Raw genomic sequence first — 17,451 nt, forward strand, 5'->3', positions numbered from 1 at the left:
CGTTCGGTTTCAACCGTTTCCGCGGTTATGACTGGATGCCCGAACCGTGCCGCTCCTGCGATGAAAAAGAAAAGGACTTCGGTGGCTGTCGCTGCCAGGCGTTCATGCTCACGGGGGACGCCAGCAATGCTGATCCGGTGTGTAGTAAATCCGCACATCACGGGATAATCCTGCAGGCTCGCGAAGACGCAGAGTACGCCACGCAAACCATTGAAGAACTGGCCTTCCGCAATGAACGAAACTCGCGCCTCATCGTTAAAGGCTGATCGTCTCAGCGACAGAAACAACTGATTGGTCGACGATAGATTCGATGACGGTAACGTCCAACGCGCAGCAAATATCACCTGCAACACCTGAGGGATTCAGGCGCCCGGCGTCGTGGATGGCTCATCATTAGTGAGTAAAGCTCAGCACTGCATCAATAGCTCACAGGCTAATCAATTAAAAATCAGCCTGTAGAATATCCCCATACCGACAACAAATTCATTCCGGATATCGAGTAGGCATCTTAACCCTTGCCGCCCTCGATCATCTCGCGTCATCCACAGAAGCAACGGGCGCACGTTCCCAAACCAATGCGTTATTAGGCGGGAACAGCTTGCTTAAAACCTTCCCTATTTAACGGTTCAGAACAAGCTTATAGCTATTCTCGACCCCCAAAGAACTCAGGACACTTATGAACCTTGCCAAACTTACAGCTTCTATCATTTTAATCACCGGCCTGGCTGGCTGCGCGACTGAACTTCCGACGCTTAAGGATGGCGAATCCATTGTCAATCTTCACGAGCAGATCGGTGATGAAATGCTGGCCAGACGCCTGGATACGCAACGTGCAGAGAACCTGACTTATTTCAAAGTATCGCCAGGGGCGCATACGATGGAAGTTGGGGTAGTTACCAAGGGCTACCAGGAAAGCCAACACCGCTGTGTTGCCACCCTGTCCTATGACAATTTCTTACCGAATGAACGTTACACCTTGATGGAAAGTAGTGCGGGAAAAGAGGTAAAAATTGAACTTATTGACAGCAAAGGTAATACCTTGGCTCAAACTGACAAAATGCCCTGCTTGTAATTTCCCGCAGAGCAGGTGACAGCGAGGTACCACCTAAGTACACAGTAATCATGACAGTTTCACTCCACGCTAAAACAATAACGCCCGGCCTATCGCCGGGCGTTTTTGCTTAGTCGCCCTCAGAGTTTATGCGTGCCCCGCTCGTTCCATCCCCCACCCAGTGCACGATACAAGCTCACTTCAGCCTGCAACTGCGCAAGACGATCGTTGATCAGCCCTTGTTGGCTGCTAAACAGCGAGCGCTGCGCGTCCAGGAAAGTCAGGTGGCTGTCCACGCCGATTCGATAGCGACGCTCGGCAAGCTGATAATAATCTTGGCTGGCGTTAACGAGATCCTTCTGTGCCTGCAACTGGTCGACGTAAGTTTTACGTGCAGTCAACCCGTCGGAGACCTCCTGGAAAGCAGTCTGGATAGCTTTCTCGTAGTTGGCCACACCAATGTCTTTCTGGATCTTTGAGTAATCCAGACTAGCGCGTAACGCGCCAGCATTGAAAATCGGCAAGCTGATGGTAGGGGAAAACGCCCAACTGCCTGAGCCACTTTTGAACAGCCCATCCAGATTCGCGCTCGAGGTGCCAGCATTTGCCGTAAGGCTGATGCTAGGAAAAAACGCCGCTCGCGCCGCACCGATATTTGCGTTAGCCGCCAGGAGCGAATGCTCGGCAGCTAGGATGTCAGGACGGCGGACGAGTAAATCACTAGGCAGTCCGGCCGGTACGTTGGCGAGCAAGTCGCCATCCAAGGACTGTGGCTCTGGCAAATCGGCGGGCAGTCCTGTACCGAGAAGAAGCACCAAAGCATTCTCGTCTTCGGCTACCCGGCGCTGGTAGTTTGCCAAGCTCGCCCGCGCACCTTGCACCGAGGTACGCGCCTGTGCGAGATCAAGCGCAGAAGCCACACCCACCTGATTGCTCCGAGCGGTCAGACGCAAGCTCTCTTCATAGGCGCCCAATGTATTCTCGGTGAGCTTGAGCAATTCACGGTCAGCTTGCCAGGTGAGGTAGGCATTGGCCACGCTCGAAACGATGCTGATCTGGGTCGAGCGTCGGGCCTGGGCGGTAGACAGATACGTTTCCAATGCCTGCTGGCTGAGACTGGCGATGCGACCAAACAGATCCAACTCGTACGAACTGATTCCCAGGTTGACGTCATATTGGCTGGAAATACTGGCCTGACCGGACTGCGTCTGAGCACTCGGCAGTCGCTGTCGTGTTCCGCTGGCGTTGGCGCCAATCGCCGGAAACAGGTCAGCTCTCTGGATTCGGTATTGCGCCCGGTACGCCTCAACGTTCAGTGCCGCGACCTTCAGGTCGCGGTTATTGATCAAGGCAGTCTGGATCAATCGCTGCAATGCCGGATCGTGGAAAAACTCGCGCCACCCCTGCTCCACAGCGGCCTGGTCGGCAGCGTTGGTTGCCTGATAGGCAGGACCCTGCGGATATTGCGCCGCAACTGGAGCCTGCGGTCGCTGATACTCAGGGATCAGTGAGCAACCACTCAGAACAGCGGCGCTGATCGCGAGACCGATTAAAGAGCGAGTCATTGGCCTGCCTCCTCACGCATAGCAGTTTCGTCCTGCTTCTTGCGGCTGCCTTTAAACAAGGTTGAAACGGAAACGAAGAACAGGGGAACCCAAAAAATCGCCAGAACGGTGGCCGTTATCATGCCGCCGATCACCCCCGTGCCGATGGCGTGCTGACTGCCAGAGCCGGCTCCGCTGGAAATGGTCAGAGGCAGCACGCCGAGAATGAATGCCAAGGACGTCATCACGATCGGACGCAGACGCATACGACAAGCCTCGACCGTCGCTTCCAGCAACGGTGTACCTTTTTCATTCAATTCCTTGGCAAACTCGACGATCAGGATCGCATTCTTCGCCGCCAACCCCACAGTCACCAACAGACCCACTTGGAAGAACACGTCGTTGGACAGTCCCCGCAATGCCGTGGCCATTAGCGCGCCGATTACCCCAAGAGGCACGACCAAGATGACCGCAATCGGGATCGACCAGCTTTCATAGAGTGCCGCCAGACATAGAAACACGACGAGAATCGACAGCGCATACAGAGCAGGCGCTTGTGACCCTGAAAGACGCTCTTCATAGGACAACCCGGTAAAAGAGATGCCTACGCCGGGCGGCAGTTGTTCTGCAATTCGCTCGACCTCCGCCATCGCCTGGCCAGAGCTGTAACCCGGGGCGGGAGTCCCGAGAATTTGCTCGGCAGGAACGCCGTTGTAGCGCGACAGTTTTGGTGAGCCGAAGATCCACTCGGCACTCGCAAATGCCGAGAACGGGACCATCTGACCCTGGTTGTTACGCACGAACCATTTACTCAGATCCTCTGCGGTGCTGCGCGAGTCAGGCTGGCCCTGTACGTACACCCGCTTAACTCGGCCGCGATCAACGAAATCGTTCACATAACTACTGCCGTATGCCACTGACAGCGTGGTGTTGATATCGGCCAGAGAAATACCCATCGCCCGCGCGCGCTCGTCGTCGATGGTCAGGTGGTACTGTGGCTCGTCGGCCAAGCCGTTTGGGCGAACACCGGCGAGGACCGGGCTCTGGGCAGCCAGCTCAAGAAACTTGCCGCGCGCTTCCATGAGTTTTTGATGGCCCACGCTATCCTGGTCCTGCAGGTAGAAATCGAAGCCGGTGGCGTTACCCAACTCCAGTACCGAAGGCGGAACCACCGCATATACCAGGGCGTCGCGGTACTTCAGGAACTCTTGCTGGGCACGCTGGGCAATTTTGAACACAGTATTGTCACTGTCTCGTTCATCCCATGGCTTCAGGTTGACGAACGCAATCCCTGAATTCTGCCCGCGGCCGGCAAAGTTGAAGCCGTTAACGGTGAACACCGTCGCAACGGCTTTACCTTCTCCGTGCTCTTTGTCCAGCAAGTACTGACTCATGCGATCAAGCACTTTTTGCGTGGTCTCAGCCGAGCTGTTGGCCGGCGTCTGCACCTGCGTAAAAATCAAACCCTGGTCTTCATCGGGCAGGAACGAGGTCGGTATCCGGGCGAACATCCAGATCGTGCCGGCGACGATTACCAGGTAAACCATAAAGCCCGGCACCCTATGCCGAATGATCTGGCCTACGCCCTGCTCATATCCGTTGACGCAGGCATCGAACCGTCTGTTGAACCATCCAAAAAAACCGCGCTTGGGCTGACCGTGCTTTGTCGGATCGATGGGCTTGAGCAGCGTGGCGCAAAGCGCCGGGGTGAATACCAAAGCAACAAATACCGAAAGCGCCATGGCCGATACGATAGTGATCGAGAACTGCCGGTAGATCACGCCAGTGGAGCCACCAAAGAAAGCCATGGGCAACAGCACCGCCGAAAGCACCAAGGCAATACCCACCAGCGCTCCCTGGATCTGCCCCATCGATTTGCGCGTGGCCTCCCTGGGTGACAGGTGCTCCTCCGCCATCACCCGTTCGACGTTTTCAACCACCACAATCGCATCGTCGACGAGTAATCCAATCGCCAGGATCATGCCGAACATGGTCAAGGTATTGATAGAGAAGCCGGCCGCGGCAAGGACGCCGAACGTACCCAACAACACAACGGGCACTGTCAAAGTCGTAATGATGGTGGCGCGCAGATTTTGCAAAAACAGCAGCATGACCAGAAAGACCAGAACTACCGCCTCGCCCAGTGTATGCATCACTCCGCTGATGGATTCGGTGACCACCGGCGTCGTGTCATACGGGTACACCGCTTCAATCCCGGCCGGGAAGAATGGTTTCAGTCGGTCGACCGTGGCGCGAATCGCCCTGGCGGTATCAAGGGCGTTGGCGCCTGTGGCCAAGCGGATGGCGATACCCGAGGCAGGCTTGCCATTGGCTTGGGCGTTGATGCTGTAGTTTTCACCGCCCAAACTGATATCAGCCACATCACTCAGGCGCACCTGGGAGCCGTCGCTATTGACCTTAAGCAAAATGTCACCAAATTGCTCGGAGGTCTGCAGTCGCGTCTTGCCGATGATAGTTGCGGTAAACACCGTACCTTTGCGCGCAGGAAGACCACCGATCGTGCCCGAAGCTACCTGTACGTTCTGCGCCTCAATCGCCTCGGTCACGTCGACTGGCGTCAACTGGAACTGGTTCAGTTTGGCCGGGTCCAGCCAGACTCGCATGGCGTATTGCGTGCCCCAAATCTGAAAGTCACCAACACCTGAAGTCCTCGAAATCGGGTCCTGGATATTTGAGACGATGTAGTTGGATAGGTCCTCCTTGGTATGTTTTCCATCGGTGGAAACCAGACCGATGAACATCATGAAATTCTGTTGGAATTTTGTGACGCGCAGCCCTTGCTGCTGCACTTCCCGCGGCAACAGCGGCGTGGCCAGGTTCAGCTTGTTCTGTACCTGAACCTGGGCAATATCCGGGTTGGTACCCTGGTTGAAGGTCACGATGATTCGCATGCTGCCATCGGCATTACTCTCCGAAGAGATGTAGCGCAGATTGTCGATGCCGTTCATCTGCTGCTCGATCACTTGCACGACCGTATCTTGCACTGTCTGCGCGGAAGCACCGGGGTAAGAAACCTGAATCGCGACAGCGGGCGGTGCGATGTCAGGGTATTGATTGATCGGCAAATTGAGGATCGACAATGCCCCAACGAGCATGATGATCAGTGCAAGCACCCACGCGAAGATCGGTCTATCAATAAAATACTTCGACATGGTCTACTCCGCCTTAGCGCTGGTGTTTAGCGCTACAGGGGCTCTGTTCGCCTCATCTGTCATCGCTTCCTGAGCGACCACGGTGATCCCCGGCTTAATGAACTGAAGCCCTTCGACGATGATTTTGTCTCCGGCGCTCAAGCCGCTTTCCACCAGCACATTCGCACCGACGGTGCGGCCAACCTTGAGCTGGCGTTGCTCGACTTTGTTATCGGCGGTAACGACCATGGCGGTCGGGGTGCCCTTGAGATCCCGGGTCACACCAATCTGTGGAGCAAGAATGGCCTGCTCGGCGACCCCCTCCTGCAACCGCGCATGCACAAAAATCCCGGGCAGCAGCAAGTGATCGGGGTTGGGGAACACGGCGCGCAGGGTGACCGAGCCGGTTGCTTCGTCGACGGAGACTTCTGAAAACTCCAGCGAACCCTGCAGCGGATACTGGCTACCGTCCTGAAGTGTCAGGCTGACTTTCGCAGCCCTGTCAGCAGTTTTCTGCAACTGCCCGCTTTCAAGAGCCCGACGCAGTTTGAGCACCTCGCCATAAGGCTGAGTGACATCGACATAAATGGGGTCGAGTTGCTGGATAATCGCAAGGGGGGCTGCTTGGCCATTAGAAACTAGCGCACCCTCGGTCACAGCCGAACGTCCAATTCGCCCGCTGATGGGCGCGAACATTTTGGTATATCTCAGATTGATCTGGGCGCCCTTGACTTGTGCCTCTGCCTGCATCTGCTGAGATCGAGCGGTGTCATACTCCTGCTTGCTCACCGCCTGCTCATCGATCAGTTGCCGATACCGGGTGGTCAGCGAGCGAGATTGCTCCAAACTGGCCTGCGCACTGGCGAGCGTCACCTCGTAAGTTGATGGATCGATCTGATAAAGCTGCTGACCAGCCTTGATATCTGCGCCTTCCTTGAACAAGCGTTTCAGGACGATGCCATCCACCTGCGGCCGAACCTCAGCAAGGCGGTAGGCACTGGTACGCCCGGGCAGGTCGTTGAACAAGGTCACCGCCTGAGGTTTCAGGGTCACCACACTGACTTGAGGGGCTTGCGCCGGGGTAGCAGCAGCCTGCTCCTTGTTGCATCCACTGAGCATCGTGGCAAAAGCAATGGCGGTCACCAAAGCAGGAAAGATAGGCTTGAATGGCATAAAGTCCTCGAACATCGCGCTGAAAAATGCGCGCATGAGTTTGCAAACTGCCGCAGCACAGGCTGAAACAGCTGCTGACGGCAATGGGGAGACAGAGTTCGGCAAGTACGCGCAAGAGGCGCGGTGCGAAGATCAAGCTTATTGACCGGGTTAATAAACCCGATGAGCCAATGCGCTGCGCATTGGATTGTTATGTGAGCATGCTAACAATGGAGGGGCCTGAGGATTAGCCCGACTTTACTGAAATCACCAATGAGTGATATTCAGCAATAAAATGTTTTCAGAATTTTGCAGATTACTCACAACGCTCTATATCCAGCGATTAACGGAGGACAGCATTTCGATTAGTGAGTTTTTATCAGTTTTGGCCTCGAATGCGTGCAGCGCATCGGCGAGGCTCATATCCTGCCGGAGCTTCCAACTCAAGCCTTCTACGACTCTGCCATGGATAATTCACGGGAACATCTGGGCTCAAGCTGACAAGTTTCGTGGATCGTTGACGTCCGCAACTTCAGACTTCCACCCGCTCGCCCATTCAGGACGGCCTGCATCTCCCCAAGCACCGCCATCGCCACACTTTCCGGGGTGTCTCCACCCAAATCCAAACCCATTGGATAGTGCAATCGGTCCAGCGCAGGCAGGCTGTTTGTCTGTCGCGTTATTTCATCAAGCAGACGCTCGGTTCGATCACGCGGCCCGAGCTGACCGACGTAACGGGGATTACCTTGTAACGCGCCTTTCAACCAATGCGCATCCTGGCTCAGGCTATGGGACATTACCGCCACACACGCCCCCTCCACAAATTTTCGAAATTCGAAAGGCCCGCCTATATCGGCGCTCAACACCCGATCCGCTTCGGGAAAACGTTCCGGACGGGCGAAATGTGGGCGACTATCAACAACGGTGACATGCCACCCCAAGATTTTTGCGATCCGTACCAACGGCTGCGCATCATGGCCCGCCCCAAAGATCATCAGACGCGGTGGTGGCGCGACGTATTCTAGAAAAACCTCTACCTCTGCGTAGCCTTCGGTATAGCGTTGCCGCGTAGATTTTTGCTGGTCCAATGTGAGACGCAGATCAGCGGTAATTCGCTCGTTCAGTGCAGGATGGTAGAGTCCCCCGAAGGGCGCCGCGCCAGATTCCAGGAACACACGGTCTCCAACATCTGCACGGCTATTGCGTGAGCCCGCTATTACCGTTGCGATTGCTACGGGTCTCTGGTTGCTTCTTACTTTGCGTAAAGCATCAAGCACAGCGCATTGCTTTGTAGCTGGTATTCGCTCAAACAACACATATACCTTGCCGTTGCAGCCCAGCCCGAAACCAAGGGACTCTTCACCGCCCTCTTCGTCTGTGGCCTCGGCCGTGCTGTAGCTACGAATCACCGGGCCCGACTCACTTAGCCACCAGGCCTTTCGCACCACATCAGCCTCCAGACAGCCACCACTGATAGTGCCCTCCGGACGTCCATATTGTGAAACGAGCATGCGCGCCCCCGGACGGCGATACGCCGAACCCTCGACTTTCACAACGGTGGCGAGTACAGACTCTCGACCCTCGTTCTGTTCGACGTGGATGGCATCGAGCAATGCGTTCAAACTGGACATATCAGATCTCTCTCCCAAAGCGAATCCGGCAAAGTCGCGGTCGATCGCCAACTATCCAAGCGGGTGCAACTCTCTGATCAAGTCGATCAGCAAACGCAGCGTGATCGGCACCTGCCGGTAGCTTGAGTAATAGATATGGAAGCCTGGACCAACACTGACCCAATCCTCCAAAACCACTTGTAAAGTTCCTTCCGCTACAAGCGGCGCGACAATGGGTTCGGCACAATAAGTCAGCCCAGCGCCCTGGGTGACCATGGCGAGCATCATCCGCGTCTCATCCAACACGACATTACCGGACACTGGGATCTCTAATTTTTCACCCTCTTTCTCAAACTCCCAGTTGTACATCCGACCGTTGCCTAGCCGAAACCTTAAACAACTGTGCTGTTTCAAATCCTCTGGGTGCAGAGGCATGCCACATCGGTCGAGGTAATCGGGGGTTCCTACCACGACCCATCGAACAGGGGGGGAGAGGCTTTGGGCAATCATGCCTTCAGGTACGGTAGCGCCATACCTGATCCCAGCGTCGAAGCCTCCTTCAACAATGTCGACCATACTGTTGGTGGTTGAGACTTCCACTTCGATATCGGGATAACGATGGGCAAATGTCGATAAAACGGGTGCCAACAAAAGAAGCGCCGCGTCGCTGAAAACATTCAGCCGTATACGACCCGTGGGCTCATCACGGAACTTATTCAACAGCTCAATGGCCTGGTCGATTTTGTCGACAGGTTCGCTTATCAGTGCCAGCAGTTCTTCACCGGCTGCCGTCAGGGTGACGCTGCGGGTCGTGCGATTGAGCAAACGAACCCCCAATCTCGCCTCCAGCCCCTTGATAGCGTGGCTCAGCGCAGACGCACTTATCCCCACCTCAACACCCGCACGACTGAAGCTGGAATGGCGGGCGACGGCTAAAAAGTAGATAAAATCGCCAAAGTTGGCACGAGTCAGCTGCATTGGTTCTCTGCCATTGGTGTGAAACGTATGAACGAAAAGACCTCACCGCCCCCTACGCCACAGACAGTTTTACCGGCATGGTTCTGATCGCTTTGGGGGATCACTCATCGACCAATGTGATCTTCACTTCGAGGGGGCCTGGGCGCGCGAGTATGTCCAGACCGGAATCAACTCTGCCGAGTTTGATAAGGCCGCTCGAATACTTGAAGCCTTTATAAAAAATGGCGAGATTTCCCCATGGCACATAGAAGGCAATGTCACCCGCCGAAGGCGTGAAGCCAGCTGGCGCGCCCTGTGTCGATAATGGCTCGGGCAGGACGCTGATCTTCTCGGTCGAGGCGTAGTCGTCCAGTGTCAGTTTCATCGGCAGCTGCTTAACGAAATCTATGGAGGAATCGTTGTTGTCGAGCGTTGCCGTAACCGGGCCGCCTGAAACATCGATGCGTATTTTCATAGTTGCTCCACTTTGCTCCGATGGGCTGCGGGGCACGCCCTACCCCCGACCCGAATTGATCTGACAGCCAAATTGCTTTCCTGCCAGAAGGTATCAGCTGACAGAAAAACTGAAATACCTTACAGCGATTGAAGTCATGAATGAGATTTATCAATCTTCCTTACACACGCAGTGCATTCATGACGAGCGTGAAAGCCCGCGATGGCTGCCTGCGACTTGGGTAATACAAATGGTAACCCGGGAATGGAGCACACCAATCCTCCAACACACGAACCAGGCGGCCATTTTCCAGATGCGGTGCGAATTCTTCTTCAGGAAGATAGGCGATGCCTAAGCCAGCCAAAGCCGCATCCACCATGCTGGGAGAGGTGTTGAAAACGAGTTGGCCATCCACCCGTACATTCAACGGTTGACCGCGACGTTCAAACTCCCAAACGTACAACCCCCCTGCTGTTTGCATACGCTGATTGATACAACTGTGCTTTAGCAGGTCACGTGGTTTTTTGGGCGTTGGATGCCTTTCGAAATACTTCGGGGAGGCCGCAGCGGCCATGCGCAGTTGAGGACCGATGGGTACCGCAACCATATCCTTGTCGATGGTATCGCCCAAACGAACGCCTGCATCGAAACGGTCGGCGACGATGTCTCGAAAACCATAATTGATATCGAACTCTATCTTGATATCCGGATAATCGAGCAAAAGCGGCGTGAGCTTGGGAAGCAAATGTGCCCGAAGAATGTGCTCACCACAGGTAATACGCACGGTGCCGGCAGGCTTATCACGCATCTCAGTCAGCTCGTCGAGTTCTGCCTCGATTTCGTCAAAGCGATGACCAATGGCTTTTAGTAAACGCTCGCCAGCTACCGTAGGTGATACGCTACGCGTGGTTCGTGTAAGCAAGCGAATCTCCAGCCTGGCCTCTAACCCACTCATTGCCTGGCTGAGGGCAGATTGAGTCACCCCTAGTACGGAAGCAGCCCGAGTGAAGCTGCCTTCACGGGCGATCGTTACGAACGATAAGAGATCATTGAGGTTACGTCTGACCATCGTCCAAGTCTCTCATGAATCATTAATTAGCAGGCCTTATAGCCCCTTTAAGGACTGATTAGCTAGTGGCGCCGAAGCGGGACGGTTACATTAACAACCTCGTTAACCAACACTTCGTTATATTCAACGCGAGCAATCGCCATGGCGCTCGGGACGAAAGGCGCGAAGTAGCCCGAGGGGACGCCCATGGATCGTAGAGACTTTCTCATCAGAGGCGCCGGACTGGGTTCGGCGTTGGTCGCAGGCTCCCTTCTGGAAGCAGCGGCATCCTGGGCAGAGACCCCAGCCAATTCCCGAAGGAAAGCTCCCGCGTCCAGCGCACAACGGGACAACAATACAGGCGGCAAAGCCCGCGTATTCATTACCGGCTCGGCAGATGGACTGGGCCATGCCACCGCCAAGACTCTGCTTGCCCAAGGCCACGATGTTGTCGTGCATGTGCGCTCACCTGCTCGGTTGTCTGCCGTGCAAGAACTCGTGGACCAGGGCGCCATCGCGACAGTCGGGGACTTGGGCGATCTTGAACAGGTTCGCGATCTTGCCCGTCAGGTCAATGCCATCGGCGCGATGGATGCCATTGTTCACAACGCAGGCATCCTTAGCGGGGCGCAACTGCTAGTCGTCAACGTCGTCGCCCCCTATATGCTGACGGCCCTGATTCAGCGCCCCAAGCGTCTGATCTACCTGAGCAGCAGCATGCATAGGGGGGGACGAGCCAGCCTGACGGGATTGGACTGGTCGGGCAGCACCCCCACAGGCAGCTATTCGGACAGCAAACTCTTTGTAACCGCACTCGCAGCAGCCGTTGCGCGGTTGTACCCCGATGTCCTCAGTAATGCGGTCGATCCGGGCTGGGTCCCAACGAAGATGGGAGGTCCCAACGCACCTGACGACCTGCGCCTGGGACACCTGACCCAGGAATGGCTTGCCACCAGCAATGACCCTGAGGCACTCACCAGCGGCGGCTATTGGCACCATCAGCGACGCGAACAGCCGCATTCCGCGGTCCAAGACTCCCGATTCCAAGACTTGCTGCTGGCTGAACTCACGCGCGCCAGCGGCACGAACCTGTCGTGACCACCTCCACGGTAACTACTGCATGAAATTATTCTGGGGTCGTCTTCTCATGGCCGTTGTCGGTATCGCTCTGCTAGGCATCGTTGGCGCCTTCGCCTATTTACAGCAGCCGGTCTTCGGCGACCTGCCCAGCGGCGAGCGGCTGACGCGCATCGAACATTCGCCCAATCATGCCGACGGAGTGTTCCGCAACCAGATCGACACGCCCATGAAGACCACGGACCAATCCGAGATATCGATGTGGATGCAGACCCTTTTCGGGCAAGAGGGGCAGCCTCGACCGCCAAGCCCGATTCCCGCCGTCAAGACCGACCTCAAAGCACTCGACCCTACACAGGATATAGTCGTTTGGCTGGGCCATTCCTCCTACTTCGTGCAACTGGGCGGACAACGCATCCTGATCGATCCGGTGTTCAGCACTTACGCCGCGCCGATCCCCGGAGTGAACAAGGCATTCGAGGGCACCAGCCTCTACACGGCCGATGACATACCCGAGATCGACGCTTTGTTGATCAGCCACGATCATTACGATCACTTGGACTATCCAACCGTTCTGGCGCTTCAGCCCAAAGTCAGAAAGGTTATCGTGGGGTTGGGTGTAGGCGCGCATTTTGAGCGCTGGGGCTACGACATGGGAGTCGTACGCGAAGCCGACTGGAACGAAGTCATCGCGCTGACACCGAACGTCAGAGTCCACGTCACCACAGCTCGACACTACTCTGGACGCACCTTTACCCGCGATCAGTCGCTGTGGGTCGGCTTTGCACTTGTGTCTCCTGAGCAGCGGTTGTTCTTCAGTGGCGACTCGGGTTATGGCCCGCACTTTGCCGAGATCGGCCAGCGAATGGGGCCGTTCGACTATGTCGCCATTGATGCCGGTCAGTACGATCCGCGCTGGGCGAATGTCCACATGAATCCGGAACAGGCCGCGCAGGCAGCCAAGGACCTGCACGCCCGAGTGCTGATGCAGACGCATGTGGGCCGCTTCTCCATCGCCCCTCACGATTGGGATGATCCGTTCAAGCGCATGCAAGTCGCCAGTCAGGGGCAAACCTTCGCGCTGTGGACGCCCGAAATCGGCCGAACGGTCTACCTTGACGGCCGTGCGCAGTCGTTCACGGCATGGTGGGAAGACGACGTGGTGAAGACTCCGCCTCAGCTCGCGGCTGGAGCCAGGGAGGAGTAAGTCGTGCAGTCTCCCTTATCGCTGTTGCAGCGCCAGGCCAAGGTGCGCCCCGAAGAAGCTCCCGCAGTCCTGTGGTCGATGCTCTACGTCATCGCGCTGTTTCTGGCGTATTACTTGTTGCGACCTATTCGCGACGAGCTCGGTGTGGCGGGCGGAGTCCAGAACTTGCCCTGGCTATTCACTGGTACGTTGTTGGCGATGCTGGTAGCCAGCCCGTTGTTCGCGCTGGCCGTGCGCAAACTGCCACGCAAGCAGTTCATCGTCGTGTCCTATCGCTTCTTCGCTGCCAACCTGATGTTGTTTGCACTGCTGCTGCATCTCGCCGATCCACAGTGGCAGATCTGGCTGGGACGTGCCTTTTTCATCTGGGTCTCGGTGTTTAACCTGTTCGTCGTCTCGGTGTTCTGGTCGTTCATGGTGGATATCTTCGACAGCGAGCAGGGCAAACGGCTGTTCGGGCTACTCGCGGCAGGAGCAACGATTGGCGGCCTCTTGGGCTCGGCTATCACTTCCAGCCTGATCCAACAGTTGGACCGCTCCTGGCTGATGGTGATTGCCATCCTGTTTCTGGAAGTGGCGGTGCTTGCATCACGCCGTTTATCTCGCCTTGCTCCGATGTTCAGCCACACCACGCACAAGGAAAACCCGGACCAGCCCTTGGGTGGCGGCATCTTTACCGGCATGGTCCACACGCTGCGTTCGCCCTACTTGGTCGGGTTGGCACTATTCATTCTGCTGTACTCGGTCACGTCGACTTTCTTGTATTTTCAGCAGGCCAGCATCGCCGAGTCCTCGCTCCCTGATCGTGCGACCCGCACGGCGTTCTTTGCCAATATCGACCTGATCGTCAATGCGATCACACTGGTATTCCAGCTGTTCATCACCGGCAGGATGATCGCCACCGTGGGCATCGTGGCAACGCTGTGTGTCCTGCCGCTGGTCAGCCTGTTCGGCTTCGCTGCCTTGGCCGCCAGCCCTAGCGTCGCGGTCATCGTGGCCGCGCAGGTCGCCCGCCGGGTAGCGAACTTCGCACTGGCCAGACCCGCCAGGGAAATCCTGTTTACCTCCAGCACACGTGAAGATCGCTACAAAGCCAAGAACTTCATCGACACGGTCGTTTATCGTGGCGGTGACCAAATCGCCAGTTGGGGATACGCAAGCCTGATGGGCCTTGGCCTGACCCTGGCGCAGATTCCCATGATCTCGGTCCCCCTCTCAGCTATCTGGCTGGGCTTGAGTGTCTGGTTGGGACGAACCCACCTGAAGCAGGAACAGCGAGATGCTACGGTCTCACCATCATTGATTGAGGACAGGACATGAAGTCTACCCGCCGCTCCATAGTGAAATCCCTTGGCGTATTGGCCGCTCTGCCTTGGCTCATCCCCGCGAGTCGCGCCTTTGCAGTCGCGCCAACACGCATCGGCGTGATCGGTAGCGGCTCGCTGGGCGGCACGGTAGGTCGGCTGTGGGTCGAGGCTGGACATGAGGTCATGTTCTCTTCCCGCCATCCAGAGCAATTGCAAGACATGGTTGAGGAGTTAGGGCCACGCGCTTCGGCCGGCCTGCCGATGGCGGCAGCGGAGTTCGGCACCGTGCTTCTGTTGGCTATTCCGTTTGAGGCGCTGCCCCAGGTCGGGCGAGACCTGCACAGTGCCTACCGCGGCAAGATCGTTCTGGACTCCACCAATCCTTGGGGCACAAGCAGCAGCGATGTATACCGCGAAGCGCATAACCTGGGTGTTGCTCAAACCGTCGCGAAGTACATGACCGGCGCGCGACTGGTGCGCGCATTCAGTGCCGTCGATGCCACCGTAGTGGCAACGTCTGCCTCACGACCGGGCGGGCGCATTGGCATGCCCATCGCAGGAGATGACGCCGAGGCCATGCGGGTCGCCGCCGACCTGGTACGCGATGTCGGTTGCGATCCAGTCGTCGTGGGCAACCTGGCTGCCTCCACCTCGTTCCAGCCCGGCAGGCCGGGCTTTCGCGCCCATCTGACCGCACCGGAACTGCGCCGCCTCCTCGGCCTGTAGCGCAGAGCACGGGTGGCCGCGCAGATAAGCAAGAAACCTTGCTGCTAGCACCCACCTCAACAATCGGCCGGTGGATCACACTGCCGGGCTCTCATGAGTCGGGCAGTATGATCGCGAGGAAGCTGAATTGAACCGCCGGGTGATCGGAAATATGCCGCTCTCCTGTCACCCGAACACCCTTCTGCACTCAGCTCATCCAGTTCCCGCCATCAACGTTGTACGTTTGTGCGACGATGTAATCGCTCTCCGAGCCCGCCAGGAAAATAGCCATTCCTACCAGATCCTCTGCCGTCCCCATTCTCCCATACGGAACTTCAAGGCCGACGAGCCGCTTCTTCTCACCTAGAGGTCGGTTCTCGTGTTTGGCGAAGAGCGCGTCGACACCGTCCCAGTGTTCGCCATCGACAACCCCCGGGGCGATCGCATTGACATTGATTTTGTGCTTGATGAGGTTGAGGCCAGCAGACTGCGTAAGGCTGATGACCGCCGCCTTGGTGGCGCAGTAGACGCCTACCAGCGCCTCACCGCGGCGACCCGCCTGGCTAGCCATGTTGATGATCTTCCCGCCATGCCCCTGACTGATCATCTGCTTCGCCGCTGCCTGAAGCGTGAACAGCGTCCCGCTGACGTTGATTGCAAAAAGCTTGTCGTAGCTTTCCCGAGTGATCTCGGTGATCGGTGCAAGATCGAACAACGCCGCATTGTTCACAAGGATGTCCAGCTTTCCTGCGTGGGCAACGACCTCAGCGATTGCTGCATCAATGGACGCCTGGCGGGTAACGTCCATCTCCACCGCGTAAGCTTGCGGCCCTAGCTCGGAGGCCGTCGCTTGAGCTCTTTCCAAATTGATGTCGGCTATAGCGACCGTAGCGCCTTCACCGATATAGGCCTGGGCAAACGAGCGGCCAATACCGCGTGCGGAACCCGTGATCAAAGCGCTTTTACCTTCGAGACGTTTCATTGAATCTACCTTTGTGGTTCGTGGCGCGCTTCATCGAAAGAGCGCGCCTGATGGAAGTCAGGCCGCGCGTGATGCCGCAGGGCTTACTGAAAGACCGCTCTCATCAAATAGATGGCAATGAGCGACATCGAGGGTGAGATAACGCCGGGCGGCGTACGGCACTTCGCAATCCCCCTGGACACGTACCGTCAGGCTTTCTCCTGAATCGACATTCACGTGGCAGAAGGTATCGCTGCCCAGGCGCTCGGTGACATCCGTCGTGACCAGCACTTGGCCTTCAGCGCCCAGGGTCAAATGCTCCGGCCGTATCCCGATCGTCACGGATTGCCCAACCGACAACGCACTGCTGTCGCGTGGAATGAGCAAAGTGGTTCCAGAGGCGAATCTAACCTCCACCCCCGATGCATGCACGGCATGCACAGTCGCCTGCAAGAATCCCATTTTTGGTGTCCCAAGGAAGCCGGCAACGAACAGGTTAGCAGGGTGATGGTAGAGCTCGAGCGGCGAACCAATCTGCTCGATCCGCCCAGCGTTAAGCACAACGACCTTGGTGGCGAGCGTCATGGCTTCGACCTGGTCATGGGTCACGTAGATCATGGTCGCCTGCAGCTCCTTATGCAGTCGGGACAGCTCCAAGCGCGTCTGTACACGCAGCGCAGCATCAAGGTTCGACAGTGGTTCATCGAAAAGGAAAATTTTCGGGTTTCGGACAATCGCACGCCCAATAGCGACTCGTTGGCGCTGACCACCTGACAACTGCTTAGGCTTGCGGTCGAGCAGAGAACCAAGTTCGAGAATCCTTGCGGCCTCGGCGACCTTCCTTTCCACATCCGGCTTCTTCTCACCGGCCAGATCCAAGGCAAATGACAAATTCTTGCGTACCGTCATGTGCGGATACAGAGCATAGGTTTGGAATACCATGGCCAGGTCTCGTTTGGCAGGAGTCACCTCAGTGATGTCTCGGCCGTCGAGCTCGATCGTGCCGCTCGTGACGTCTTCCAAACCTGCAATCAGGCGCAACAGGGTCGACTTTCCACACCCCGACGGCCCTACGAACACCACAAATTCCTTGTCCTTAACCTCGAGATCGATGCCCTTGATGATGGACAGTCCCTCGAAACCTTTCTTGAGATTTTCTATTTTCAAAGTGGCCATGCGTAAAGTCCTGTATGAAATTGGAGCCTTCGCGAAATCATTGAATGCTC

The 17,451-nt window shown here is 56.7% G+C and carries 14 protein-coding genes and 1 pseudogene; 6 read left to right on the top strand and 9 right to left on the bottom strand.

What is annotated here, in order from left to right; all coding sequences use genetic code 11:
- Positions 1-266, top strand: a pseudogene (locus tag IB266_RS24985) (pyrroloquinoline quinone biosynthesis protein PqqE); the annotation flags it as partial.
- A gap of 410 nt (positions 267-676) precedes the next feature.
- A complete protein-coding gene (locus IB266_RS24990; protein WP_060743027.1) occupies positions 677-1,072 on the top strand; it encodes a hypothetical protein in 396 nt (131 codons plus the stop codon).
- A 119-nt stretch (positions 1,073-1,191) separates the two neighbouring features.
- Here the strand turns inward: IB266_RS24990 and adeC are convergent, their stop codons facing one another.
- The 7 genes from adeC to IB266_RS25025 form a co-directional block, all read right to left on the bottom strand.
- A complete protein-coding gene (adeC, locus tag IB266_RS24995) occupies positions 1,192-2,616 on the bottom strand; it encodes an AdeC/AdeK/OprM family multidrug efflux complex outer membrane factor (RefSeq protein ID WP_060743028.1) in 1,425 nt (474 codons plus the stop codon).
- Positions 2,613-5,768 carry an efflux RND transporter permease subunit gene (locus IB266_RS25000; protein WP_060743029.1) on the bottom strand — a complete coding sequence of 1,052 codons (3,156 nt, stop codon included), beginning with the start codon at positions 5,766-5,768 and terminating at the stop codon, positions 2,613-2,615. Before IB266_RS25000 ends, adeC begins: the two co-directional genes overlap by 4 nt.
- A 3-nt stretch (positions 5,769-5,771) precedes the next feature.
- On the bottom strand, positions 5,772-6,920 hold the full coding sequence (locus tag IB266_RS25005; protein WP_060743257.1) for an efflux RND transporter periplasmic adaptor subunit: 1,149 nt from the start codon (positions 6,918-6,920) through the stop codon (positions 5,772-5,774).
- A 431-nt stretch (positions 6,921-7,351) separates the two neighbouring features.
- Complete coding sequence (locus tag IB266_RS25010) at positions 7,352-8,530, bottom strand: XdhC family protein (RefSeq protein ID WP_060743258.1); 1,179 nt, start codon at positions 8,528-8,530, stop codon at positions 7,352-7,354.
- A gap of 51 nt (positions 8,531-8,581) precedes the next feature.
- On the bottom strand, positions 8,582-9,487 hold the full coding sequence (locus IB266_RS25015; protein WP_060743030.1) for a LysR family transcriptional regulator: 906 nt from the start codon (positions 9,485-9,487) through the stop codon (positions 8,582-8,584).
- Positions 9,488-9,587: 100 nt separating this feature from the next.
- A complete protein-coding gene (locus IB266_RS25020; RefSeq protein ID WP_060743031.1) occupies positions 9,588-9,941 on the bottom strand; it encodes a cyclophilin-like fold protein in 354 nt (117 codons plus the stop codon).
- A 160-nt stretch (positions 9,942-10,101) separates the two neighbouring features.
- Positions 10,102-10,989 (bottom strand): LysR family transcriptional regulator, encoded by an 888-nt coding sequence (locus IB266_RS25025; RefSeq protein ID WP_060743032.1) that lies wholly within the window; start codon positions 10,987-10,989, stop codon positions 10,102-10,104.
- Between the two features lie 186 nt (positions 10,990-11,175).
- Here IB266_RS25025 and IB266_RS25030 point away from each other — a divergent pair, with 186 nt between their 5' ends.
- Genes IB266_RS25030 through IB266_RS25045 form a run of 4 tightly spaced genes read left to right on the top strand, consistent with a single transcriptional unit; the run spans position 11,176 to position 15,285 of the window.
- Positions 11,176-12,066 (top strand): SDR family NAD(P)-dependent oxidoreductase, encoded by an 891-nt coding sequence (locus IB266_RS25030; RefSeq protein ID WP_086936618.1) that lies wholly within the window; start codon positions 11,176-11,178, stop codon positions 12,064-12,066.
- A gap of 22 nt (positions 12,067-12,088) precedes the next feature.
- Positions 12,089-13,252, top strand: a complete 1,164-nt coding sequence (locus IB266_RS25035; RefSeq protein ID WP_060743033.1) for an MBL fold metallo-hydrolase — start codon at positions 12,089-12,091, stop codon at positions 13,250-13,252.
- A gap of 3 nt (positions 13,253-13,255) precedes the next feature.
- Positions 13,256-14,572, top strand: coding sequence for an NTP/NDP exchange transporter (locus IB266_RS25040; RefSeq protein WP_060743034.1), 1,317 nt, complete (start codon positions 13,256-13,258; stop codon positions 14,570-14,572).
- On the top strand, positions 14,569-15,285 hold the full coding sequence (locus tag IB266_RS25045) for an NADPH-dependent F420 reductase (protein ID WP_060743035.1): 717 nt from the start codon (positions 14,569-14,571) through the stop codon (positions 15,283-15,285). Before IB266_RS25040 ends, IB266_RS25045 begins: the two co-directional genes overlap by 4 nt.
- A gap of 187 nt (positions 15,286-15,472) precedes the next feature.
- On the opposite strand, the gene IB266_RS25050 is transcribed toward IB266_RS25045, so the two are convergent.
- Positions 15,473-16,246, bottom strand: coding sequence for an L-iditol 2-dehydrogenase (locus IB266_RS25050; protein WP_013692788.1), 774 nt, complete (start codon positions 16,244-16,246; stop codon positions 15,473-15,475).
- Between the two features lie 57 nt (positions 16,247-16,303).
- Positions 16,304-17,401: an ABC transporter ATP-binding protein gene (locus tag IB266_RS25055; RefSeq protein ID WP_060738036.1), complete on the bottom strand. Its 1,098-nt coding sequence runs from the start codon at positions 17,399-17,401 to the stop codon at positions 16,304-16,306.
- Positions 17,402-17,451: the final 50 nt, after the last annotated feature.

It is taken from the genome of Pseudomonas sp. Pdm06, from assembly GCF_014851795.1.
Classification (GTDB): Bacteria; Pseudomonadota; Gammaproteobacteria; order Pseudomonadales; family Pseudomonadaceae; genus Aquipseudomonas; species Aquipseudomonas fluorescens_AA.